22 protein-coding genes are annotated in these 23,969 nt (G+C 66.4%); 11 read left to right on the forward strand and 11 right to left on the reverse strand.

Going from position 1 to position 23,969, the window contains the following annotated elements:
• Window positions 1-25: 25 nt before the first annotated feature.
• From HF690_RS05865 to HF690_RS05900, 8 genes are all read right to left on the reverse strand, one after another.
• The gene (locus HF690_RS05865; protein ID WP_168608792.1) at window positions 26-1,897 is read right to left on the reverse strand and encodes a family 43 glycosylhydrolase; all 1,872 of its coding nucleotides are present in this window, start codon (window positions 1,895-1,897) and stop codon (window positions 26-28) included.
• A 165-nt stretch (window positions 1,898-2,062) separates the two neighbouring features.
• Window positions 2,063-2,458 carry a TonB-dependent receptor gene (locus HF690_RS05870; RefSeq protein WP_168608793.1) on the reverse strand — a complete coding sequence of 132 codons (396 nt, stop codon included), beginning with the start codon at window positions 2,456-2,458 and terminating at the stop codon, window positions 2,063-2,065.
• Between the two features lie 264 nt (window positions 2,459-2,722).
• Window positions 2,723-3,580, reverse strand: a complete 858-nt coding sequence (gene rpoH, locus HF690_RS05875) for an RNA polymerase sigma factor RpoH (protein WP_113064207.1) — start codon at window positions 3,578-3,580, stop codon at window positions 2,723-2,725.
• A gap of 118 nt (window positions 3,581-3,698) precedes the next feature.
• Window positions 3,699-4,409, reverse strand: coding sequence for a uracil-DNA glycosylase (ung, locus tag HF690_RS05880; RefSeq protein ID WP_113064206.1), 711 nt, complete (start codon window positions 4,407-4,409; stop codon window positions 3,699-3,701).
• Window positions 4,410-4,428: 19 nt separating this feature from the next.
• Complete coding sequence (locus tag HF690_RS05885; protein WP_113064205.1) at window positions 4,429-5,277, reverse strand: response regulator; 849 nt, start codon at window positions 5,275-5,277, stop codon at window positions 4,429-4,431.
• A gap of 25 nt (window positions 5,278-5,302) precedes the next feature.
• Complete coding sequence (gene ftsX / locus HF690_RS05890; protein WP_168608794.1) at window positions 5,303-6,259, reverse strand: permease-like cell division protein FtsX; 957 nt, start codon at window positions 6,257-6,259, stop codon at window positions 5,303-5,305.
• Window positions 6,259-6,939: a cell division ATP-binding protein FtsE gene (gene ftsE / locus HF690_RS05895; protein ID WP_113064203.1), complete on the reverse strand. Its 681-nt coding sequence runs from the start codon at window positions 6,937-6,939 to the stop codon at window positions 6,259-6,261. Before ftsE ends, ftsX begins: the two co-directional genes overlap by 1 nt.
• A 123-nt stretch (window positions 6,940-7,062) precedes the next feature.
• The gene (locus tag HF690_RS05900; protein ID WP_168608795.1) at window positions 7,063-8,841 is read right to left on the reverse strand and encodes a DEAD/DEAH box helicase; all 1,779 of its coding nucleotides are present in this window, start codon (window positions 8,839-8,841) and stop codon (window positions 7,063-7,065) included.
• 357 nt (window positions 8,842-9,198) lie between these two features.
• Here HF690_RS05900 and trxA point away from each other — a divergent pair, with 357 nt between their 5' ends.
• The 5 genes from trxA (at window position 9,199) to HF690_RS05925 (ending at window position 14,157) form a co-directional block, all read left to right on the forward strand.
• Window positions 9,199-9,525, forward strand: coding sequence for a thioredoxin (trxA, locus tag HF690_RS05905; RefSeq protein ID WP_113064201.1), 327 nt, complete (start codon window positions 9,199-9,201; stop codon window positions 9,523-9,525).
• 167 nt (window positions 9,526-9,692) lie between these two features.
• A complete protein-coding gene (gene rho, locus HF690_RS05910; protein WP_168608796.1) occupies window positions 9,693-11,435 on the forward strand; it encodes a transcription termination factor Rho in 1,743 nt (580 codons plus the stop codon).
• 117 nt (window positions 11,436-11,552) lie between these two features.
• Window positions 11,553-12,134, forward strand: coding sequence for an LOG family protein (locus HF690_RS05915; RefSeq protein WP_168608797.1), 582 nt, complete (start codon window positions 11,553-11,555; stop codon window positions 12,132-12,134).
• 85 nt (window positions 12,135-12,219) lie between these two features.
• Window positions 12,220-12,717, forward strand: a complete 498-nt coding sequence (msrB, locus tag HF690_RS05920; protein ID WP_205300800.1) for a peptide-methionine (R)-S-oxide reductase MsrB — start codon at window positions 12,220-12,222, stop codon at window positions 12,715-12,717.
• 72 nt (window positions 12,718-12,789) lie between these two features.
• A complete protein-coding gene (locus tag HF690_RS05925) occupies window positions 12,790-14,157 on the forward strand; it encodes a glutamate--cysteine ligase (RefSeq protein ID WP_113064197.1) in 1,368 nt (455 codons plus the stop codon).
• A 76-nt stretch (window positions 14,158-14,233) separates the two neighbouring features.
• Here the strand turns inward: HF690_RS05925 and dcp are convergent, their stop codons facing one another.
• Both dcp and bioD read right to left on the reverse strand, forming a co-directional pair.
• Window positions 14,234-16,423 carry a peptidyl-dipeptidase Dcp gene (gene dcp, locus HF690_RS05930; protein ID WP_168608798.1) on the reverse strand — a complete coding sequence of 730 codons (2,190 nt, stop codon included), beginning with the start codon at window positions 16,421-16,423 and terminating at the stop codon, window positions 14,234-14,236.
• Window positions 16,424-16,547: 124 nt separating this feature from the next.
• A complete protein-coding gene (gene bioD, locus HF690_RS05935) occupies window positions 16,548-17,255 on the reverse strand; it encodes a dethiobiotin synthase (RefSeq protein ID WP_240151604.1) in 708 nt (235 codons plus the stop codon).
• 92 nt (window positions 17,256-17,347) lie between these two features.
• On the opposite strand from bioD, the gene HF690_RS05940 reads away from it, so the two are divergent.
• Window positions 17,348-17,854: a GAF domain-containing protein gene (locus HF690_RS05940; protein ID WP_113064196.1), complete on the forward strand. Its 507-nt coding sequence runs from the start codon at window positions 17,348-17,350 to the stop codon at window positions 17,852-17,854.
• Here HF690_RS05940 and yihA read toward each other — a convergent pair.
• Window positions 17,851-18,474, reverse strand: a complete 624-nt coding sequence (gene yihA, locus HF690_RS05945) for a ribosome biogenesis GTP-binding protein YihA/YsxC (protein ID WP_168608799.1) — start codon at window positions 18,472-18,474, stop codon at window positions 17,851-17,853. The two genes, HF690_RS05940 and yihA, sit on opposite strands and share 4 nt — an antisense overlap.
• A 123-nt stretch (window positions 18,475-18,597) precedes the next feature.
• Between yihA and HF690_RS05950 the strand changes: the two genes are divergently transcribed.
• The 5 genes from HF690_RS05950 to HF690_RS05970 all read left to right on the forward strand — a co-directional run bounded on the left by HF690_RS05950 (window position 18,598) and on the right by HF690_RS05970 (window position 23,958).
• On the forward strand, window positions 18,598-19,332 hold the full coding sequence (locus HF690_RS05950; protein ID WP_113064194.1) for a c-type cytochrome: 735 nt from the start codon (window positions 18,598-18,600) through the stop codon (window positions 19,330-19,332).
• Between the two features lie 112 nt (window positions 19,333-19,444).
• Window positions 19,445-20,341, forward strand: coding sequence for a thiol:disulfide interchange protein DsbA/DsbL (locus HF690_RS05955; RefSeq protein WP_168608800.1), 897 nt, complete (start codon window positions 19,445-19,447; stop codon window positions 20,339-20,341).
• 35 nt (window positions 20,342-20,376) lie between these two features.
• Entirely contained in the window at window positions 20,377-21,021 is a 645-nt protein-coding gene (locus tag HF690_RS05960; RefSeq protein WP_113064192.1) for a thiol:disulfide interchange protein DsbA/DsbL, read from the forward strand.
• A gap of 76 nt (window positions 21,022-21,097) precedes the next feature.
• A complete protein-coding gene (locus HF690_RS05965; protein WP_113064549.1) occupies window positions 21,098-21,862 on the forward strand; it encodes an endonuclease/exonuclease/phosphatase family protein in 765 nt (254 codons plus the stop codon).
• A gap of 29 nt (window positions 21,863-21,891) precedes the next feature.
• Window positions 21,892-23,958, forward strand: a complete 2,067-nt coding sequence (locus HF690_RS05970) for a transglycosylase SLT domain-containing protein (RefSeq protein WP_168608801.1) — start codon at window positions 21,892-21,894, stop codon at window positions 23,956-23,958.
• Window positions 23,959-23,969: the final 11 nt, after the last annotated feature.

Raw genomic sequence — 23,969 nt, forward strand, 5'->3', positions numbered from 1 at the left:
ACTGCGGCGTTCCCGTATCGCGCGCTCAGGGTTCGAGCACCATCGTCTTCGACAGCGTCGACACACCGCGCTCGTCGAACGCCTCCACCGCGACCACGTAGCGCACGCCCTTGTTCAGCGAGGTCAGCTTCAGCTTCGTCGGCTTGTCCGCGAAGCGCTGGTAGGTCTCGAACAGACGGCCCTTCGCCAGTCCCCAGCGCACGTTGTAGCCGACCGCGCCAGGCACCGGCTTCCAGGTGATCTCGGCATCGCGCGTGTCGGCCAGCCGCCTGGCCGAGACCAGCACCGGCGCGGGCGGCGGCGGGCCGGTCTCGTTGCCGAACACACGCAGGTCGGCGATGGCCAGATGCTTCGCACCGACATGGATGTGCACGTAGCGGATGTAGCGCAGCGTCTGGGCGTGCTTCAGCGGCAGGTAGGCATCGGCGCGACCGCGTCGGCTCTTCGATAGGTCGGCCAGCGTGTGCCAGTGCATGCCGTCCACCGAACCCAGCAGACGAAAGCGCGTGACGATGTCCGGCGCGTCGCCGTAGCGGCCGGCCTTGTAATCGGCATAATTCACCTGCACCGCTCGCACCGTGCGCGGACCGCCTAGATTCACCGTCAGCGTCTGTCCCGGCGCATTCTTCGCCGCCACCCAGAAGGTGCGCGGATTCTCGTCCGTCGCCAGTGACGGCGGGTGATCGGCGATCTGCGACGAGGCCGTCGCCTGCTTGCGATAGGACAGCAGCATCCAGCCAGTGAAGGTACTCTCGCCCGGCTTCAGCTTGTGCTCGGGCATGTAGTGCGGGAAATCGCCGAAGCGCGTGTTCACCCACATCTGGCCATCGGCGGTGAAGCCGGCGGGGTACAGGCCGATACGCCGCTCAAAGGTCCAATTGGTGCCGATCCAGCTGGTGCCGGTGTTCCACCAGTTGCCGTGCACGTCCTCGAACGAGGAACCGTGACCGGCACCCTGCACGAAACCGCCCGGCTTGTAGCCGATCGGGTTGTAGGGTGCGTAGTGGAATGGCCCCAGCGGCTTGTCACTGGTGTACACACCGGTGGCGTAGACGTTGTACTCGGTGCCGGGCGCGGCGTACTGCAGGTAGTAGTGGCCGCCGTGCTTGTTCATCCAGGCGCCCTCGATGTACGGCGCAATGGTGGTATTCGAATGATTGCGGCCGAAGCGCTCCCAACCGTGCTGGGCCGGATGCAGCTTGATCAGCGTCACCGGATCGCCGGGATACGTGACGCGCTTGCCCTCGCCCTCGGATGCCTTGTCCAGCGCCAGATTCATCTGGATACCGTAGAGCGGATGGACGTTGGAGGAACCCCAGTACAAGTACACCTTGCCGTCGTCATCCTGGAACAGACCGGGGTCCCACGGACCGGACGGCAGGCGTCCCGGCAGAATCGACTTACCGGGCCATGTGGTCTTCGGCACCATCGGCAACCAGCGGGTCCAGAACGACCAGTGCCCCGACGCAGGATTCGTGCTGAACAGCAACGGCTGCGGCCGCATCGAGGCACGCATCAGGAACAGTTTGCCATCGGCGACCAGCGTGGCGGGCGCCACTTCACTGTGGAACGGCCAACGATCGGGCTGGATGAAGCGCCAATGCACCAGGTCCGTCGATCGCCAGTAGCCATCCGCCAGGGTCTGGAACAAGTAGTAGGCGCCCTTGAAGCGCACCACCGCCGGATCCGCGCCGGTGCGGTAGGAAATGCCCCGGTTCATCTGTTCGTAGTTGTAGCGGTAGTCGATATCGACCGGATTGGCGTAGGTGGCGCGCGGCGGAGCCGCCCGCGACACGGCATGCGCCAGCGGCGCAGCCAGCAGAAGCCCCGCAACGAGGCCGCAATGTAAACGTTTACATTGCGAAATCAAAAAGCGTTCGAACTTGCGCAAGGGCATGACGAGGCACCGGGAGCAGCGGCGCGCCGCTGCCCGGCGCGCAGGAAATACGCCCAGTCGCGACCGGGCGGGGGAAGACAGTCATCCTCCTACAGCCGGCACGCCCCTGGCAACCGAACCATCGGCACAGGAACGTCCGGCCCCGTTGCAGCCGGACACGCGACGCTACGTCGCCGAAGTGCCGGCGCGACTCGACCGCAGCACCATCACGCCCATCAGCAGCATCCCCAGCAGCACGCCGATCGAGCCCAGACTCAGGATCGGCTCGAGCACAGTCTCCGGATACACGTGACCGTACAGCAGCAGCAGTCCGATGGAGAGCAGTGCGGCGCACACGATGTGCAACCAGAACTGGATACGTGCGATCCAGCGTCCCGGCGTGGTCAGCCACAGCTTGTGGATGATGGCGTAGATGAACGACACCACGAAACCGACCAGCAGGATATGCGCGTGTGCCACCAGCTGACCGTGATTCTTCGATGCCGCCATGTAGATGCCCACACACAAACCGAACACCGCGAAACCCAGCGCCCACAGCAGAAACTTTCTGTCGTAGTTCATAGCGCCCCCATGCTGGCAACCCGTCATGGGACCGGACCTTCACCCGGTCCCGCCGTGTAACGCCCTTGCCGATCCAGCGAGTCCAGAGCACCCTTGTCTCGCTGCTGGCGACGATAGCACTGTTGTCGACGCGTAGCGTCCGCAATTCGGCCTAGTCCTCGGGCCGTGCGACGCACATACCAGGCGGGTCAGCCAAACATCTCGAGCATAAAAAAACGGCCCCGCAATGCGGGGCCGTTCGGATGTGGTATCGAGTCCGCGCGCTCAGGCGGCGAACACGCCCCGCATCTTCTTCATGGCCGCAGCCTCGATCTGGCGGATGCGCTCGGCGGAAACGCCGTACTCATCGGCCAGTTCCTGCAGCGTGGCCTTGTCGTCGGTCAGCCAGCGGCGCTGAATGATGTCACGCGAGCGGTCATCCAGATCCTGCAGTGCCTCGGACAGCGTGTCATGGCGGCTTTCGGCCTGACTGGCGTCGGCCACGTTCTGGTACGGATCGGCGTTGTCGTCGATCAGGAACGTGGACGGCGACGGGCGCGCATCGTCATCGGCATCCACCGGCGCGTCGAAACCGACGTCGCGACCGGACAGGCGCGATTCCATCTCCAGCACGGTCTTCTCCGGCACGCCGAGTTCCTCGGCCACCGTCTTGACCTCGCCGGCGTTCATCCAGCCCAGACGCTTCTTGCTCTTGCGCAGGTTGAAGAACAGCTTGCGCTGCGCCTTGGTCGTGGCGACCTTGACGATGCGCCAATTCTTGAGGATGAACTCGTGCATCTCGGCACGAATCCAGTGCACCGCGAAGCTCACCAGGCGCACGCCGTGGTCGGGGTCGAACCGCTTGACCGCCTTCATCAGGCCGATGTTGCCTTCCTGAATGAGGTCGGCCAGCTGCAGGCCGTAACCGGAATAACCGCGCGCGACGTGAACCACGAAGCGCAGATGAGCGGCAATCAGCTGCTTGGCCGCGCCGAGATCTTCCTCAGCGTGGTAGCGCTCGGCCAGCTGCTGCTCTTCCTCGGCGCTCAATACCGGGATGCGATGCACCGCGGAAATATACGCGTCGAGGCTGCCGGCAACACTGGGGATCGGCAGATTGTTGGCAACCAGGGCCTGATTCATGAACTCGAACCTCCTGAGGAACGTTCAGACTAGCACTCTAAAGGTTGGAGTGCTAAGGAGCCGGGAAAGTTCCGGCGCCGCATAACTGTACTTAATAGTACACCAAGTCCAGACAAAGTCAATCTGTGGCGGTCTGTCGCAGCGTTTCCAGCGGCGGCAGCGACCAGTCGATCGGCGTCTGGCCGTGGGCTTCCAGGTACTGATTCGCGCGGGAAAAATGCGCGCAGCCGAGAAAGCCGCGGTGCGCCGACAACGGCGAGGGATGCGGTGCCCGCAGGATGCCGTGGCGCCGGCTGTCGATGCGCTTCGCCTTGCTGCCGGCGTGGCTGCCCCAGAGCAGGAAGACCAGGTTTTCGCGCTCCTGGTTCAGCACATCGATGACGTGGTCGGTGAACCCTTCCCAGCCCTTTCCGCGATGCGATGCGGCCTGGCCGCGTTCCACCGTCAGCACGGTGTTGAGCAGCAACACGCCGCGATCGGCCCAGGGCGTCAGGCAACCGTGATCCGGACGCGGGATACCGAGATCATTCTCGATTTCCTTGAAGATATTGACCAGCGAGGGTGGCGCCGGCACGCCGGGACGGACGGAGAAACACAAGCCGTGTGCTTGGCCCGGACCGTGATACGGGTCCTGGCCCAGGATCACGACTTTCACCATGTCGAACGGCGTGTGGTCGAACGCTGCGAAGATTTCCCCGCCGGGCGGATAGATCTCCTTGCCAGCGCGCTTCTCGGCGCGCAGGAAGTCCCCCAGCGCCTGCATGTCCGGTCGCTGGAAGTAGTCGCCCACGCGCTGCTTCCAGGAGGGTTCCAGTCGCAGTTCGCTCATCGCTTCATCCTTGATCGGTTCACTCCGCCGTGGCCGCAGCCCGTTCGCGCAAATGGCGCGATACCCGCAGCTGGAACAGCAACTTGGTCATCAGCAGGCGCTCCTCGACCGGCTTCTCGACCAGGTCATTGGCGCCGGCGCGGATCAACTCGGCCTGCTTGTCGGGGTTGTCGTCGCCGGTCATCACCAGCACCGGAAGCTGCCCCTTGTTGTAGCCGTATTCGCCGCGCAGCTTGCGCAGCAGGTCGCCGCCGGTCAGCTCGCCTTTCAGGGTGACGTCGGTCAACACCACATCGGCGCCGATGCGGCCCTGCACCTTGGCCGTCTCCAGCCGCGCCAGCGCGTCCTCGACGCTGATGTCGTGCAACACGCTGAGGCCGTGCTTCTCCATCATGCGTCGCGTGGCGAGGGCGACGACGCGGCTGTCCTCGATATACAGGACCTCGCCCTCGGCCTGATCGTCCGGGCGCACGTAGCCGCGGATGAAGTCAGCCAGGGCCTTGAAGCCCAGCGACTTGTCGAAATAGTCGGTAACGGCATCGCCCAGGCTGCGGTCGCGCAGGCGCTGGTCGACGTCGCCGGAAATCACCACGATGGGCACGTAGGTCTGCGTGACCTGCTCGCGGATGTGCCGGGCCAGTTCGATGCCGTCGATGTCCGGCAGCCGCAGGGACACCGTGACGAAATCGACCACGCCGTCCTCGAGCGCCGCGCGCGCTTCCTCACCGCTTCCGCAGCAGACCACCGTCGCTTCCGGCAACTCCTTGCTCAGCACCTGCTCGATGAGCCGGCGTACGACTTTCGAACCGTCGACCACCATGACGCGCGGTTCCGCGCTGGCAATGTGTCGACTGATGTCGCCCTTCATGCATGCCCCCGTGTATGTGTACGACTCATCCCGGTCGCCGCAATTGTCGCGCACAAACCAGCCGTGCGCCGAGCCAACCCAACGCCGCGGCCAGCACCGGCACCAACGCCAGCAGCCCCCACGGCAAACCACCGAAGTCCAGCCGGCCACCATAGCTTGCGGCCAGACGCGCCACCGGTGCGGCCAACGCCCATTCCAGCAGAAGCGTCAGCAGGGTGGCGACCACGCCGCCCGCCAGACCGTACCAGAGACCGGCATAGACATAGGGGCGACGCACGAACGCCGGACTGGCGCCGACCAGACGCAGCACCGCGATCTCGTCACTGCGCCCCTGGATATCCAGGCGCACGCTGTTGCCGACCACCAGCAGCGCAGCGATAGCCAGCAGCACCGCCAGCAGCAACACCGCGCGTGTGCCGACCGCGAGCAGAGCATCCAGACGCTGACGCCATGCGCCATCGTCCTGCACCTGATCCACACCCGGTTGCGTGCGCAGCCAGGCGATCAACTTCGCGGCCTGACCGGCATCGATGTGCGCCACCGGGCGAATCACCACGACGTAGGGCAACGGGTTGTAGTCGAGCGATTTCAACGCATCGCTGAAGCCCTGCATGGTGGCCAGCTCGGCCATGCCCTGCTTGGGCGTGCGCACGTCGACGGCATCGACCTCGTCGCGCCCGCGCAACTTGTCCGCCAGCGCCTTGGCATCGCTGGCGTGACCATCCGTCTGCATGAACACGCTGATGGCCTGGGTCTGGCCCAGCGCGGACCCCAGCCGCTGCAGATTGCCCAGCAACAGCGCGAAGGTCAGCGGCAGCGCCAGCGCGAAGCCCATCACCGTGACGGTCAGCAGGGTACTCAGCGGACGTCCGGTGAGCCTCCGCAGGCTGGCTATGAAACCCCAGGCATGCTGCTCGCCCCAGACCGCGACGCGACGCGGACGAGTGCGCGCGGTGCCCGGCTCGCGCTGCGCACGCGCCATCAGGCCATCACCTCGGTCGCCGGCACATCATCGACCAGGCGGCCATGATCGAGCACCAACACCCGCTTGCGCGTGCGCTTGATGAGCATCAGGTCGTGACTGGCCACCAGCACCGTGGTGCCGATCTTCTGGAACTGGTCGAACAGCCCCATGATCTCGGCGGCCAGCCGCGGATCGAGATTGCCGGTCGGCTCGTCGGCGATGATCAACGGCGGCTTGGCGACGATGGCGCGGGCGATGCCGACGCGCTGCTGTTCGCCCGTGGAAAGCAGGGCCGGCGCCTGTTTCTCGTAGGCCAGCAGCCCGACCTTCTCCAGCGCCGCACGCACCCGACGGGCGCGCTCGGCCGGCGCGATGCCGGCGATCACAAGCGGCAGTTCGACATTGGCGAACACCGTGCGGTCCATGAGCAGACGATGATCCTGGAACACCATGCCCAGCTTGCGGCGCAGTCTGGGAATCGCGCTCGCGCGCGCCGTGGCCAGATTGCGGCCGTCGACGGTGACGCTGCCGCGCGTGGGGCGCTCGATCATCGCCAGCAACTTCAGCAATGTGCTCTTGCCCGCGCCCGAATGGCCGGTAACGAAGACCATCTCGCCCGGCTCGACATGGAACGACAGCCCGCTGAGGGCTTCCTGGCCGGTGGGATAGCGCTTGCTGACCTGGTCGAAACGGATCACGGACGCCGCGTTGCCTGCAAAAACGCGAGCATACCGTGCCCGCGCCGCGTTGCCATAGACGCGGTGCGCGAATCGTTCATGTCGATGCGCACCACGCCCGCGTTCGAAAGGCTTCGAAGCGAATCAGCGACCGCCGAACAGACGGCGGAAGAAGCCCACCTTCTTCTTCGGCTTGGACTCGCCGGACGACGCCGGCTCGGCATGCACCTGACGGCTTCCGCCCGACTTCGCACTGTTGCCGGCCTTGTCGACTTCGCTCCCGCCGCGACGGCGCGAATCGCCGCGCGAGGAACGGTTGTCCGCGTCAGTCTGCTTGCGCTTGCCGCCCTGAGCCGCCGCATGGTTGCGGTCCTGCGCAGGCTCGCCGCCACGGCCCCGACCGCGGCCGCCACGGCGGCGGCGGCGACGAGGTTTGTCGCCAGCCTCTTCGGTCACCGGCTTGTCGCTGCTCTGTGCGGACGAAGCCTCGTTGTTCGAGGACGACGCGGAGGCCGAAGTGGCCTCGCTGCTGGAAGCCTTCTGCGGCGCATTCGCGGACGAAGCGTTGCCGGCCTCACCGGATGCCGGCTTCTTGCCGCGACGTCGGCGACGGCGCTTGCGCGGCGCGCCCTCGGCAGAACCCTGCGCGGATGCCGTCGATGCGCCCTCGGTGCTGCTCTCTTCAGCTCCCTCGCTCGCGTCCTCGTCCTTGCCCTGCGCGGCATTCGCCGCCTGCGGCAACGGGCGCGGCATCTTCAGCATGGCCGGATCGATGGACTCGACCGGAATCTTCTGCTCGATGTAGGCCTCGATGTCGGGCAGGCCCATGGCGTACAGGTCGCAGGCAAAGCTGATGGCATCGCCCTCGGCGCCCAGGCGCGCGGTGCGGCCGATACGGTGCACGTAGTCCTCGGCGTCCTGCGGAAGGTCGTAGTTGAACACGTGGCTGACGTGCGGGATGTGCAGACCGCGGGCGGCCACATCGGTGGCCACCAGCGTATCGATCTGGCTGTCCTTGAAGCGCTGCAGCAACTTCTGACGCTTGACCTGCGGCACATCGCCGGACAGTGCGCCGACGCTGTAGCCCTGCTTGCGCAGGCGCTCCTTGATGCGTTCGACGGCGGCCTTGGTGTTGGCGAACACGATGCTGCGCTCGGGCTTGTGCTGCGCCAACAGATTCAGCAGCAGCGGCATCTTCTCTTCCTTGGCCGGGAAGTACACCACCTGGCGGACCTTGTCGGCGGTGACATTGTCCGTCTCCACCACCAGCTTCTCGGCCTCGTTCATGTGCTCGTAGGCCAGTTCCAGCACACGGTGGCTGAGTGTGGCCGAGAACAGCAGCACCTGGCGCTCGTCGCGCCCCGGCAGGCGGCGGAAGATGTAGCGCACGTCCTTGATGAAGCCGAGGTCGAACATGCGGTCGGCCTCGTCGATCACCATGACCTCGACCGAGTTCAGCGTGAACACGTGCTGCTTGTAGTAGTCGAGCAGACGGCCGGGCGTGGCGATGATGATGTCGCAACCATCGCGCAGTTGCTGGCGCTGCTTGTCATAGTCGACGCCGCCGTAGATCAGGGCGATGCGCAGGCCGGTATCACGACCGATGGCGCGGGCGTCCTTCTCGATCTGGATCGCCAGTTCACGGGTCGGCGCGATGACCAGGGCGCGCGGGTCGCTGTCCTTGCGGTCGGCCATGGCTGACCGGGTCAGCAGGCGATTCATCATCGCCACCAGGAACGCGCAGGTCTTGCCGGTGCCGGTCTGCGCCTGGCCGGCGACATCACGGCCTTTCAACGCGACCGGCAGGGTCAGCGACTGGATCGGCGTGCAACGGACGAAGCCGCTGGCATGAATACCTTGCTGCAGGGTCGGATGCAGGTCGAGATTTTCGAAGAAAGTGTCGGTGAGTACGTGTTCAGCCATAAATCCTGGTCCAGCCTGCGAGCCACGGGCCCGCGGCGTTGTGCGGCGCGCCGTGCGTCGGCGCGGCCGTGAAAAGGGGTCGGTGCGGGGGCCATCCGGCGCCCGAGCGCTCGGCCGGCGCGTGCCTGCGCGCCTGTTCTCGGGCGAATCCGGGAGCCGGGGCGCGACCGCCGACTGTCTTCGCGTCGGCTTGAATCCCGTCCCGAGTTGCGCTGGAATGAGCGTCAGCCGCAACGGCCGTCCGCTTGATTTATCCAGCCCCACCCGCCATCTGTGGGTGACATAGTGTAGCCGATGCCGAACGCCGCGTGCGCAGGCCCCGGCGCGACCCCACCCGTAACCACGGAGAGATCCGCAGTGAGCGATCTGATCACCCACATCAATGAAAGCGAATTCGAGACCGAGGTCCTGAATTCGGACATCCCCGTCCTGGTCGATTTCTGGGCCCCCTGGTGCGGCCCGTGCAAGGCCATCGCGCCGATCCTCGACGAAGTGGCCAAGGACTACCAGGGCCGCGTCAAGATCGTGAAGGTCGATATCGACCAGAACCAGAAGACCGCCGTGAACTACAACGTGCGCGGCGTGCCGACCATGATGGTGTTCAAGGGCGGCAAGGTCGAAGCGACCCAGGTCGGCGCCGTGCCGAAGGGCCGCATCACGCAGATGGTCGACGGCCTGCTCTGAGCGCACCGCACCCGGCCGCTGCGGCGCAAGACGCCGCGCGGCCGGATGATTGCGACCAACCGCTCGCAGTGCTAGATTGCCAATCCTGACGACGGGCCGTTCGTGCCCTCGCATCCGAAAGATCCCCGATCCCTCCTTTTTTCCACGGCGCCCTGCGAGGTCCGTTCGTGTCCGATACCGATACCAAGTCCAGCCCCGAGACCCCGCGTCCGGCCGATTCCCCGGCAGCCGAGAAGCCGGCCAAGCCCAAGCCCAAGCGCACGCGCGCCAAGGCCGCCGACAAGGCCGCGAAGCCAGCCAGCGACGCGCCCGCCCCGGCGCCGACGCCCGCTCCGGCACCCGCACCGGCACCCGCTCCCAGCACACCTGCGCCCGCTCCGGCGTCCGGCAGCAGCGATGGCGGCGACAAGTCGTCCTCCGGCAGTGACGGCGAGAATCAGGGCAAGTCGTCGTCGCAGCAGGGCGGCGAGAGCCGCAACAAATCGCGCAACAACCGCGGCAACAGCAATAACGAGCGTCGCGGCCGTCGTCGTCGCAACGACCGTGGTGGTGGTGGCGGTGGTGGCAACCGCGGCAACGCGCGTGGCGGTCACGCCGGCCTGCCGATGGACGATGACGAGAACCACGACGCCGGCAGCGACGACCGCGTCATCAACCTGACCGAGCTCAAGCGCAAGAACGCCATCGAGCTGCTGAAAACGGCCGACGAACTGGGCGCCCACGAAGGCGTCGCCCGCGCCCGTCGCCAGGACGTCATCTTCAACATCCTCAAGGCTCATGCCCGCTCCGGCGGCGGCATCTGGGCCGAGGGCGTGCTGGAGATCCTGCAGGACGGCTTCGGCTTCATGCGCTCGGCCGACGAGTCCTACTTGGCCGGCCCCGACGACATCTACGTCAGCCCCAGTCAGATCCGTCGCTTCAACCTGCGCACCGGCGACTACATCACCGGCCGCGTGCGTCCGCCGAAGGAAGGCGAGCGCTACTTCGCGATGCTGCGCGTGGAGACCATCAACGGTGATCCGCCGGAGGCCTCCAAGAACAAGATCCTGTTCGAGAACCTGACCCCGCTGTTCCCGCGCACGGCGTTCCACCTGGAGCGCGGCAACGGTTCGACCGAGGACATCACCGGCCGCATCATCGACCTGATCGCACCGATCGGTCGCGGCCAGCGCGGCCTGCTCGTCTCCCAGCCCAAGGCCGGCAAGACGATGATGCTGCAGAACGTGGCCCAGGCGATCACCACCAACCACCCCGACGCCCACGTCATCATCCTGCTGATCGACGAGCGCCCGGAAGAAGTGACCGAGATGCAGCGCACGGTGCGCGCCGAGGTCATCAGCTCGACCTTCGACGAGCCGGCCGTGCGCCACGTGCAGGTCGCCGAGATGGTGATCGAACGCGCCAAGCGCCTGGTCGAGCACAAGAAGGACGTGGTCATCCTGCTCGATTCCATCACCCGCCTCGCGCGCGCCTACAACACCGTGGTGCCCAGCTCCGGCAAGGTGCTCACCGGCGGCGTCGACGCCAACGCCCTGCAGCGCCCGAAGCGCTTCTTCGGCGCCGCGCGCAACGTCGAGGAAGGCGGCAGCCTGACCATCATCGCCACCGCGCTGATCGACACCGGCAGCAAGATGGACGAGGTGATCTACGAGGAGTTCAAGGGCACCGGCAACATGGAAGTGCACCTGAACCGCCGCATCTCCGAGAAGCGCGTGTACCCGGCCATCGACATCAACCGCTCCGGCACCCGCCGCGAGGACCTGCTGATCGCGCCGGACCTGCTGCAGAAGATCTGGATCCTGCGCAAGCTGCTGCATCCGATGGACGAACTGGCGGCCATCGAGTTCATGCTCGACAAGATGAAGAACACCAAGACCAACGACGAGTTCTTCAACGCCATGAAGCGCTGACGGCTCCGCCGTCATGCTTTGCGAGAGAGCCGGCCCCGCGCCGGCTTTTTCGTGTCCGGCCCGCCATGCGCGTCGACTGCGGCATAATTCCCGCAACCCCGCCTGCAGGAATCCGTCATGCGCATCTGCGTCTACTGCGCCTCGTCCGACCACGCCGACCCGATTTACCGCGATGCCGCACGTGATCTCGGCCGGCGACTGGCCGAAAGCGGGCACAGCATCGTCTACGGCGGTGGCTCGCGCGGCTCGATGGGCGCGGTGGCCGACGGTGCGCTGGATGTCGATGGCCGTGTCACCGGCGTGCTGCCGCGCTTCATGGCCGATCTGGAATGGGGACATCCGGGCCTGACCGAACTACAGCTGGTCGAGGACATGCGCGAGCGCAAGCATCGCCTGCTGACCGGCTCGGATGCGGTCGTCGCCCTGCCCGGCGGTTGCGGCACGCTGGAAGAACTGTTCGAGGCCATCACGCTCAAGCGGCTGGGCATCTATCTCAACCCGATCATCCTGCTCGACACGCTGGACTTCTACGCACCGCTGGATGCGTTCATGCGCCAGGTCATCGACGCCCGCTTCATGAATCCCGAGCACGCGCAGATGTGGCAACGCGTGGCCACGCCGGCGGAGGTACTGCCGGCCATCCTCGACGCGCCCGCATGGGACGAGAACGCACGCGACTACGCCGCCGTGCGTCAATGAGCGCACCCGCCATCGATCCCCGCGTGTAAGTATCTGCCGGCGGACACGGTCCGTATGCATGGACGACGCCCCAAGGAGGCCGACCATGCAACGACGCCGATTCCTGATGGCCACCGGCGCCGGCAGCGCCGTAGTGCTGCTGAGCGCGTGCCGAAACGGCCACGCCACCGAACGCCCACCCGCATCCGGTGCCTGGAAGCTGACCCCGACGCAGTGGCGCCAGCGCCTGACGCCTGCGCAGTTCCACATTCTTCGCGAAGCCGGCACGGAACCGCCCTACAGCAGCCCCCTGGATCACGAAAAGCGCGCCGGTGTCTATCACTGCGCGGGCTGCGCCCTAGCGCTGTACAGCTCCAAGACCAAGTACGACTCGGGCACCGGCTGGCCGAGTTTCTGGAAGCCGCTACCCAACGCCATCGGTACCCACCGCGACACCCGCCTGCTGATGGCGCGCACCGAGGTGCACTGCCGCCGTTGCGGCGGTCACCTGGGCCACGTGTTCCGCGACGGACCGCCGCCGACCGGTCTGCGCTACTGCATGAACGGACTCGCCCTGCAATTCCGTCCCGGCGAAACAGTCTGATCACGGGCGCCCCCTTTCAATTCGCTGCCGTCGCCCCCACAGTGGTGCGGACCGTTCTTGCAAGGATTCCCGGTGTCCATCCCCAGCTCCGCCAAGGCCACGCCGATCACCGACCCGCGTCAACTGACCGAATACATCGCCAGCGGCGAAAAACCCCGCGCCGCCTGGCGCATCGGCACCGAACACGAGAAGTTCGGTTTCCGCCAGAGTGATCTGCGACCGCCGACCTACGAGGGCGAACAGGGCATCCGCGCTCTGCTCGAAGGCATCGCCGCCCGCCACGGCTGGGACATCGCCCGCGAGGGCGAACTACCCGTGGCGTTGGCGCGCGACGGCGCATCGATCACGCTGGAGCCGGCCGGTCAGCTGGAACTGTCCGGCGCCATGCTCGAGACCATCCACCAGACCTGCCGCGAGGTGAACGGCCATCTGGAGGAAGTGCGTTCGATCGCCGACGGACTCGGCCTCGGCTTCCTCGGCATGGGCTTCCAGCCCAAGTGGAAGCGCGAGGAGATGCCGTGGATGCCCAAGGGCCGCTACGCCATCATGCGCCGCTACATGCCCACGCGCGGCGATCTCGGCCTGGACATGATGACGCGCACCTGCACCGTGCAGGTGAATCTGGATTTCTCCAGCGAAGCGGACATGGTGAAGAAGTTCCGCGTCGCCCTGGCGCTGCAGCCGGTGGCCACCGCGCTGTTCGCCGACTCGCCGTTCACCGACGGCCAGCCCAACGGCTACCTCAGCTACCGCTCGCACGTGTGGACCGACACCGACCCGGACCGCACCGGCATGCTCGACTTCGTGTTCGAGGACGGCTTCGGCTACGAACGCTGGGTCGATTACATCCTCGACGTGCCGATGTACTTCACCATGCAGAACGGCCAGCCGGTAGACGTCGCCGGACGCAGCTTCCGCGACTTCCTCGCCGGCAAGCTACCGGAACTGCCGGGCGTGACGCCGACCCTGCGCGACTGGGACGACCACCTGACCACCACCTTCCCGGAAGTGCGCATGAAGCGCTTCCTGGAAATGCGCGGCGCCGACGGTGGCCCGTGGAACCGCCTGTGCGCGCTGCCCGCGCTGTGGGTCGGATTGCTCTACGACGACACCGCGCTGGACGCCGCCTGGGATCTGGTCAAGGATTTCACCATGACCGAGCGCAACGCCCTGCGCGACGGCGTGCCCAAGCAGGCGCTGAAGCTGCCGTTCCGCAACGGCACAGTGCGCGACCTGGCGCTGGAGACGCTGAACATCGCGGGCCATGGCCTGAAGCGCCGCGCACAGCACAACGAGCACGGCGCCGACGAGACCATCTTCCTGCAGCCGCTGCTGGAACTGGCCCAGTCCGGCCAGACTCCGGCCGAGCGCAAGCTGGAACTGTTCCACGGCCCGTGGAACGGCAGCGTCGATCCGGTGTTCCGCGAATTCGCCTACTGAGCGACGCACCCGCGCCGCTCCCATGAAAAAGGCCGGCATGACGCCGGCCTTTTTCGTTACTGCATGACGCGGCAGCTTACTTCAGCCCGCGATCCTTCAGCATCGGGCCCACTTCGGGGTCCTTGCCGTAGAAGTCGCGGAACATCTTGCCCAGGTCCTCGGTGTTGCCGCGCGACAGGATCATGTCGCGGAAGCGCTGACCGTTGGCGCGGGTCATGCCGCCGTGGTTCTCGAACCACTGGTAGGCGTCGTCGTCCAGCATCTCGGTCCACAGGTACGCGTAGTAACCAGCCGAGTAGCCGTTGCCCCAGATGTGCATGAAGTAGCTGGAGCGGTAACGCGGCGGCAGGTACGAAAGATCCGTGTGGTTGTCCTTCAGCGCCTGCGCCTCGAACTTGTCGACGTCCTTCAGCGGTGCGTCGGCCGGGATCATGTGCCAGCTCATGTCCAGCAGCGAGGCCGACAGCAGCTCGCCCAGCGCGTAGCCCTGGTTGAACTTGGCCGCCTTGTGCAGCTTGGCCACCAGTTCCTTCGGCATCGGCTCGCCGGTCTTGTAGTTCTTGGCGTAGTGATTGAACACCTGCGGATAGCTGGCCCAGTGCTCGTTGAACTGCGACGGGAACTCGACGAAGTCGCGCGCCACGTTGGTGCCGGACAGGCTCGGATACTGCTGGCTGGCAAAGAAACCGTGCAGCGCGTGGCCGAACTCGTGGAACATCGTGGTCACGTCATCCCAGCTGATCAGCGCGGGCTGACCCGGCGCCGGCTTGGTGAAGTTGCACACGTTGTAGATGACCGGCTTGGTGCCCAGCAGCTTGGACTGGCCGACCAGGTTGTCCATCCACGCGCCGCCCTGCTTGTTGTCGCGCTTGAAGTAGTCGGCGTAGAACAGGCCCAGCGGCTTGCCGTCCTTGTCGAAGACCTCGAACACCTTCACGTCCGGGTTGTAGACCGGGATGTCCTTGCGCTCCTTGAACGTCAGGCCGTACAGCTCGTGGGCGGCGTAGAACACGCCGTTCTTGAGCACGTTGTCGACTTCGAAGTACGGCTTGACCTGATTCTGATCCAGGTCGTACTTGGCCTTGCGCAGCTTCTCGGCGTAGAACTCCCAGTCCCAGGCCTGCAGCTTGAAGTGCTTGCCGCTCTTGTCGATCATCGACTGCAGCTCGCCGGCCTCGTGGCGGGCCTTGGCCATGGTCGGCGGCACCAGCGCACGCACGAACTTCAGCACGGCGTCCGGCGTCTTTGCCATCTGGTCCTCGAGCTTCCATGCCGCGAAGTTCGGGTAACCCAGCAGCTTGGCCTTCTCGGCGCGCACCTTGGCCAGTTCGGCGATGGTCTTGCGGGTGTCGTTCGGACCGCCCTTCTCGGTGCGCATGTAGCTGTTCTCGAACAGCTGGTGACGCACGTCGCGATTGGTCAGCTCGGCCAGCGCCGGCTGCTGCGTGGTGTTCTGCAGCGGCAGCACCCACTTGCCGGTCAGACCGCGGGCCTTGGCCGCCTGTGCGGCCGCGGCGATCTCGCCCTTGGACAGGCCGTCCAGCTTGGACTTGTCGTCGACCACCAGCGCACCGGCCTTGGTCGCGGCCAGCAGCTTGTTGACGAACTGCGACTCGAGCTTGGAAGCCTGCTCGTTGAGGCTCTTGAGCTTGACCTTGTCGGCGTCGGACAGCTTGGCGCCGTGATGCACGAAGTCGTTGTAGTACCACTCCAGCAGACGTTCGGACTCGGGATCGAGCTTGAGCGAGTCACGCTCGTTGTAAAGCGTCTGGATACGCTGGAACAGCTTGTCGTTGAGGTAGATCGCGTCGCTGTGCGCGGCCAGCTTCGGCGCCATGTCCTCGTTGACCTTGCTCAGCGCGTCATCGGAGTTGGCCGAGAACAGCGCGTTGAAGTCCATCTGCACGCGGTTCAGGGTCTGGCCCGACTTCTCCATCGCCACCAGCGTGTTGTCGAAGGTCGGCTTGGCCGGGTTGTCGGCGATCTTCTGCACTTCGGCCAGCTGTTCCTTCATGCCCTGCTCGAAGGCGGGCGCGAAATCGCTGTCCTTGATCTTGTCGAACGGCGGCGCCTGGAACGGCAGGTCGCTCTTGGTGAGTAGCGGATTCTCGCGCGTCTTGGCCGGCGCCGAGCCGGTCGGCGCGGGGGCGCTGGCCTGCGAGCCGGCGGCCGCCTTGTCGGACGGAGAAGAAGACTGCGAGCAGCCGGTCACCGCCACGACGGCGGCGATCGCGGCGGCAAGTGTGATGGTACGCATGCTGTACATCGCGAATGGATCCCTTGCAGACGAAAACTGGATTCCGGCCGGGGCCGAAAACGATAGACCACCGGCCACTCTACCTGCGCCGAACGCCCGGCACCAAGTGCCGTGCCCGCACGCGAGCGTCAATTCAGCGCAACGCGGCAACCGCGTCCTGCAGGCGCGCGGCGGCCGCTTGCGGTGACGGCCCATGCTCCAGCACGCCCAGGCACGGCGCCGGCATCCGCGCGCGCAGCGTGTCGATGTTGGCGTCGGCCATGGCCATGGCGGGATCGACGCGATTGCCGATCCAGCCCAGCAGACGGCGGCCGTCGGCCTGAATCGCACGCGCGCTGAGCAGCGCGTGGTTGAGCGCGCCCAGGCGCAGCCCGACGACCAGGATCACCGGGAGCTCCAGCGCCTCGGGAATCGCCGAGGCCAGCAGATCGTCGCGCAACGGCACCATCCAGCCGCCAATGCCCTCGACCACGGTGATGTCACATTGTGCGGCCAGCGCGTCGTAGGCCGCACGGATCGGTTCCATCGTCACCGTCACGCCGTCCTCGCGCGCGGCCAGGTGCGGCGACACCGGCGCGTTCATGGCGAACGGATTGACCTGCGCGTACGGGGGCTGCGGATCGCTGGCCGCCTGCAGCGCGACGGCGTCGGCATTGCGCAGCCCGTCGGGCGTGGCGTCGCAACCGCTGGCGACCGGCTTCATGCCGCAGACGTTCAGGCCCGCGCCGCGCAACGCGTGGATCAGGGCCACGCTGGCGTGGGTCTTGCCGATTTCGGTGTCGGTGCCGGCGATGAACACGCCGCGCACAGCGGGCATACCCGCGATATGCGTTTCATTCATGATGATCACGTTAAAGATGGAAGCGTCGCCATTGCAGCGACCGGATTCGTCACCATGTGAGGATACTACGTCGTCCCCAGGAGCCCGTTCCGATGTTCCAAGCCGAGCCGCTCGACTTCACCGACAAGCCCGCCGCCTACGCCGAACTGGCCACCCAGGCCCGTGGCCTGCTGCACGGCGAGCGCGACCTGATCGCCAACGCGGCCAATTTCGCCGCACTGCTGTATCACGCGCTGCCGATGGTCAACTGGGCCGGCTTCTACTTCTTCGACGGCGAGGAACTGGTGGTCGGCCCGTTCCAGGGGCAGACCGCCTGCGTGCGCATCGCGCTCGGACGCGGCGTGTGCGGCACGGCTGCGCAGACGCGCGAGACCCAGGTCGTCGAGGACGTCAACGCCTTCGCCGACCACATCGCCTGCGACGCCGCCTCGCAGTCGGAGATCGTCGTGCCGCTGGTGCGCGCGGACGGCTCGCTGCTGGGCGTGTGGGACGTGGACAGCCCACACGTGGACCGCTTCGACGACGCCGATCGCGCCGGCATGGAGCAGCTCTGCACGGTGTTCATGGCGGCCGTGAACGCGGCCGACGAAGCCGGTTAAGCCGAAGCCTCGGCATCCGGCGCCCCTTCCAGCATCGTCATGATGGTCTCGCGCGCCGACTCCAGACCGCTGCCGGCACTGGAGGAGAAACTCTGCACGCTGGCGGGCCAACCCTCGCGACGGCACAGGGTGCGGGCGCGCTCCACGGCCGCGGCAGCCTGACCGCGCGAAAGCTTGTCCGCCTTGGTCAGCAGCAGATGGCACTGCAGGCCGCTGGCGCTGCAGAAGTGCAGCATCTGGCGGTCGAACTCCTTCAGCTCGTGACGGATGTCGGCGATCAGCACCACGCCGCGCAGGCTTTCTCGCTGATTGAGGTAGGCGTCGATCTCCTTGCGCCAGTGCGCGCGCAGCGACTCCGGCACCTTGGCGTAACCGTAGCCCGGCAGATCGACCAACCGCGTGTGCTCGTCGAGCGTGAACACCACCATCTGCTGCGTGCGTCCGGGTGTCTTCGACGTGCGCGCCAGCGCACGCTGGCCGGTCAGCGCATTGAGCGCGCTGGACTTGCCGGCATTGGAGCGGCCGGCGAAGGCCACCTCGGCGCCGGCGTCGTCCGGTAACTGTGTGACCTTGTGCGCGGCCAGTGCGAAGCGCGCGCGTTGTAGCGGATTGGAACTCATCGGGGAAACCTTGTGCTGGAACCGGCGCGGATGCCGGTCGTTTGACCGGCCCCTTGCGCGCGGGGATAATTCTGAAGTTTAGTCATAACCCCAATGCAGTACCGGGCTTTCGGGAGACAGTGTATGAGTTTTCGGCGTGTAGTGGCTCTGGCCGCCACTCTGGTCGCTGGCGCGGCCATGGCGCAGAGTGCCCCTCAGCAAGCCGCTCCGGCAGCGGCAGGCTCGTCCGCCCAGATGGCGGCAGCCGCGCCTGCCAAGCCGACCGGTCCGCTGCCGGGGGACGCGAAAGCGGGGCAGGCCAAGGCCGCCGTGTGTGGCGCCTGCCACGGCATGGACGGCAACTCATCCGATGCCCAGTACCCCAAGCTGGCCGGCCAGAACGAAGAATACATCTCGCGCCAGCTGCACAACTTCAAGAGCGGCAAGCGCCAGAATCCGATCATGCTGGGCTTCGCTTCGCAGCTGTCGGAGCAGGACATGGACGACGTCGGCGCCTACTTCATGACCAAGCGCTCGCGTCCGGGCGTGGCCGACGAGAAGCTGGCCGAGGCCGGTGGCAAGCTGTACCGCGAAGGCGACGCCAGCCGCGGCATCCCGGCCTGCATGGCCTGCCATGGCCCCGACGGCCGCGGCAATCCGGGCGCGGTCTACCCGCAGCTGGCCGGTCAGCATGCGCAGTATTTGCAGAAGACGCTGACGGCCTGGCACGACGGCACAGTGTGGGGCAGCGACGATCACTCCAAGATCATGCCCGCCATCGCCAAGCGCCTGACCACGCAGGATATCGCGGCCGTCTCCAGCTACCTGGAAGGTCTGCACACCGCCGCTGACAGCAAGGCCGAGAGCGCCGCGCCGTAAGGCACGCTCGCGGCAAAGCCACCCCGCCCCGCTGCATGGCGGGGCACAGGCTCCCGTCCTGAAACGTGACACCGGCATCGGCTCGGGAGCCGTTCTTCCACGGAGAGTCCCGATGCGCAAAGCACTGCCGATCCTGATCTGTTCCCTGTTCCTGGCCGCCTGCGGCTCCCACTCCAGCGACGCCGACAAGGCCGCTTCCGCGCCGACGCCGGCCGCCGCACCGAGCGCGCCCGCCAGCGCCCCGGCTGCGAGTCCCGCCATGTCGTCCAGCGCGACGCCGGCCGCCAGCGACAGCGCTGCCGCTCCGTCCAGCGGCGACGACACCGGCAGCGACAGCGCGTCCACCGCGCCGGCCATCGATCCCTCCAAGGTCGACTTCAAGGACACCGGCAAATGGGTGGCCGGCAAGAACTACTTCGTGATCAGCCCGGCCCAGCCCAAGGTCACCTCGACCAACAAGGTCGAGGTCGTCGAGATCTTTTCCTGGGGTTGCCCGGCCTGTAACGCCGCGCACCCGCTGGTCGACAGCATGCGCAAATCGCTGCCCGACTACGCCACCATGGTGTACCTGCCGGCCGCGTTCCGCCCGGATGAGAACTGGGTCGTCTATCAGCGTGCCTTCTACACCGCGCAGGCACTGGGCGTGGCCCGCAAGAGCTACGATGCTGTCTTCGACGCCGCCTGGAAGAGCGGCGAACTGGCCACTTATGACCTCTCGACGGGCCGTCCGAAATCGCGCGACGAATGGCCCGGCATCGACGCCTTCGCCAAGTTCTTCGCCAAGCACTACGGCGTGAACGAACAGCAGTTCCTGGGCGTGGCCAAGTCGTTCAGCATCAACACCAAGATGAAGCGTGCCGATGAACTGCTGAAGGCCTACGGTGTCCCTAGTACGCCGACCTTCGTCGTCGACGGCAAGTACCGCTTCGACTTCCGCAGCGCCGGCGGCGGACCGCAGGCCATCGAGCTGGCCAAGTGGCTGGCCGCCAAGGAAGCCTCCGGCCACTGAACCGGAATCCAGCAGGACTTTTCACGGAGAACACCATGATCAAACGCATCGCCCTGCTCGTGCTTGGCATCACTCTGGCCAGCGCCTGCTCGGCCAAGGATGACGGCTCGGTCCAGGCCGCGTCGTTCACCAACGGCAACGAGTACGTGACCATCCAGCAACCGAAGCGGCTGTCGAGCAGCGGCAAGGTCGAAGTGGTCGAGGTGTTCTCCTACGGTTGCGTGCACTGCGCGCATTTCGCACCGGATGCCGAAAAGCTGCGCAAGTCGCTGCCCAAGGGCGTGCAGTTCAAACTGCTGCCGGCCTCGTTCAGCCCGGCCTGGGAACCGTACGCCCGCGCCTACTACGCCGCGAAGCAGCTTGGCGTGCTCAAGCAGACGCACCTGGAACTGTTCAAGGAAAAGTTCGAGGAACGCTACCCGATCAACACGCTCGACGAATTGGCCGATTTCTATGCCCGTCAGGGCGTCGACAAGGCGAAGTTCCTGCAGGCCGCCAATTCCAAGCAGACCGACATGGCCATCGCTCGCGGCAACGCGCTGATCCGGGACTGGGGCGTCGACGGCACGCCGACCATCGTGGTGGACGGCAAATACCGCAGCAACCACATCAAGAGCTACGACCAGTTGCTGAAGCTGACCCACTGGCTGGTCCAGCGCGAACTGAAGAAAGGCTCCTGAATCCATTCCTGAACACGGCGGCGGCGCGACCACGCGCCGCTTGCCGATGTCCTTCGCGGACCGCTACCTTGGCGCCATGACCGGCTCCACATCCCGAACCCTTCGCGTGCTCAGCTGCAACATCCTGGCCGGCGCCAGCGTGCAGCGCTATCGCCAGTACGTGACCCGCAGCTGGGCCAGCGTGCTGCCGACGCGCGCCAAGCAGGACAACCTCGACAGTCTCGCGCGCATTCTTCCGAAGTTCGACCTCATCGGCCTGCAGGAAACCGATGCCGGCAGTCTGCGCTCGGGCTTCCGCAACCAGACCCGCTACCTGGCGGAGTCGTCCGGCATGCCGTTCTGGAGTCATCAACCGAACCGGCAGATGGCGCGCCTGGCACATTCGGCCAATGGCCTGATCAGCCGGCTCGAACCCACGCAGGTCGTCGACTATCCGCTGCCCGGACGCGGACGCGGCGCGCTACTGGCGCGATTCGGCGAAGGCGAGGACGCGCTGGCCGTGGTCGTGGCCCACCTTTCGCTGGGGCCGCAGGCACGCGAGCGGCAGCTGGCATTCATCGCCGAATTGCTAGGCTCTCATCCACACGTGATCCTGATGGGAGATCTCAACACCGACCCGGACAGCAGCGAGATGCGCCGCCTGTTCGCGCGCACGTCGCTGCAACCGCCCACCGATGCCGCGCCGACGTTCCCGAGCTGGCGCCCGCGCCGCGCCATCGATCACATTCTGCTGTCTCCGGACCTGCGTCTGCGCCGTCAATGGACGCTCCCGGACGCCTTCTCCGACCACCTTCCGCTCGCCGCGGAGATCGAACTGCCCATGGAGCTGGCCATGCACTGACCGGCTCCGCCAACGGAAGCATTCTGCCCATGGAATTGTTGCTGTCGAACGCACCGAATATCGCGCGAAGGGGGCTCCGCGCACTGGCCCTGCTGGCAAGTTGCGGGCTGCCGACGCTGGCCGCTCATGCCGCTGCCCAGCACGCCGCGAAGAACACGACACACGCCTCGTCCCGCCAGGCGCAGCGCGCCGCCTTCATCCAGGCCTACGCCAGCGCCGAACGCGGCGACCCGGCCTGGAAGAAACAGGCGACCTCACTCAAGCACTACCCGTTGTATCCATACCTGCAGGCAGCGGCGCTGGAAAGCCAGCTTCGTACCGTCACCCGCAAGCAGGTCGAGGCGTATCTGCAGGCTTGGCCGAACATGCTTCCGGCGCATGACTTGCGTCGCGATTTTCTGCATGAACTGGCGCGCCGTCGGGACTGGAACGGCTTCAACGCGCTGTATCGCCCCGGACTCGGCGCGACGCTGACCTGCGATCACCTTCAGGGCCGGCTGGCCGCCGGCCACGCACTGACGTTCGATCGCGATCTCGCCGGCCTGTGGAAGCACGCCTCCCTGCCCGCCGACTGCGATCCGATCCTGAGCTGGGCGCACGACCACAAACTGCTGACCCGCAAGCGTCTTTGGCAGCGCATCGATCGCGCCGTCGACGCCGGGCGCGGCGGCACCGTGGCTTCGCTGGGGCGCTGGCTGCACGGACGCGACGCCCGTCACGCCCAGCACCTGGCGCTGGCGCTGCGCGATCCCGCGCGCGCCGCCGCCGACGCCGTGCACTGGCCGGACGACACCCGCAACCGCCAGGCCGCCACCATCGCCATGCGCCATTTGACGCGCAAAAGCAGCGACCAGGCCGACGCACTGTGGCCAAAACTTCGCCGCCAGCTGCACTTCACCAAATCCCAGCGCCGCGATATCGAACACGACATGGCGCTGTTCCGCGCCACGGACTTCACCCACGACGCGATCCAGCGCCTGCGGGCCCTGCCGGCCGACGCGCAAAGCGACGCCACGCGCGGTTGGCGGTTGCGCGTGGCGCTGGCCCGGCGCGACTGGCAAGGCGTGCTCGATGCCTACGCGGCCATGCCGGCCGTGCAACAACACGACAACGAGTGGCGCTACTTCCACGCCCGCGCGCTGAGTGCGATGGGCTACAAGCATGCCGCCCACAAGGCCTACGCCGAACTGGCGGATCAGACCACGTATTTCGGCTTTCTCGCCGCGGACCGCCTGCACGAGCCGTACACGATCTGCCCAGCGCACGCGACCGATGCACCGCTTGACGAAACCGCCCTCCTCGCCAACCCCGGACTGGACCGCGCCTTTGAACTGTATGCCGTGAACCAGCCCAAGCTGGCGCGCCGCGAATGGGTGCATGCCCTGCGCGGCGCCAGCGCCGCCACCCGTCGACAGGCGGCGATGCTGGCCTACCAGCGCGGCTGGTATGACCGCGCCATCTTCACCTTCAGCAGCGGCGACGCGATCAAGCTCTACGACCAGCGTTTCCCGCTGGCGCGTCAGGATCGGGTCAGCGAACAGGCCGAGGACGCCGGCATCGATCCAGCCTGGGCCTACGCCCTGATCCGCGCCGAGAGCGCCTGGGTGACCGACGCCCGCTCCGGCGCCAACGCCTACGGCCTCATGCAGCTGCTTCCGAGCACTGCGCGCCGGGTCGCCAGGCGCCTGAAACTGCCCTACGGCGGCGCCAACGATCTGTACGACCCGAAACTCAACATTGCCCTGGGTACGCACTATCTGGCGCAGATGGCGGCGCGCTATGGCGGCGCCCCATGGCTGGCCAGCGCGGCCTACAACGCAGGCCCCAAGCAGGTCGACAAATGGCTGTCCGCGCGCGGCGACCTGCCGCCGGACCTGTTCGTCGCCACCATGCCCTTCCACGAGACGCGCGAGTATGTGGCCCGCGTGATGGCCTTCAGCGTACTGTACGACTGGCGCCTGCATCAGCGCACCGTGACGCTGGCGCAGCGCATGCCGCGTTTCGGCAAGCCGTACACGCCACCCACCGCGAGCACACCGCGTGAAGCCGTGCAGTGTCCGAGCACGCAGACGGCCTCCACAGCCGCCAAGCCCTGAACAGGGTAGGC

Source organism: Oleiagrimonas citrea (assembly GCF_012395255.1).
GTDB classification, from domain to species: domain Bacteria; phylum Pseudomonadota; class Gammaproteobacteria; order Xanthomonadales; family Rhodanobacteraceae; genus Oleiagrimonas; species Oleiagrimonas citrea.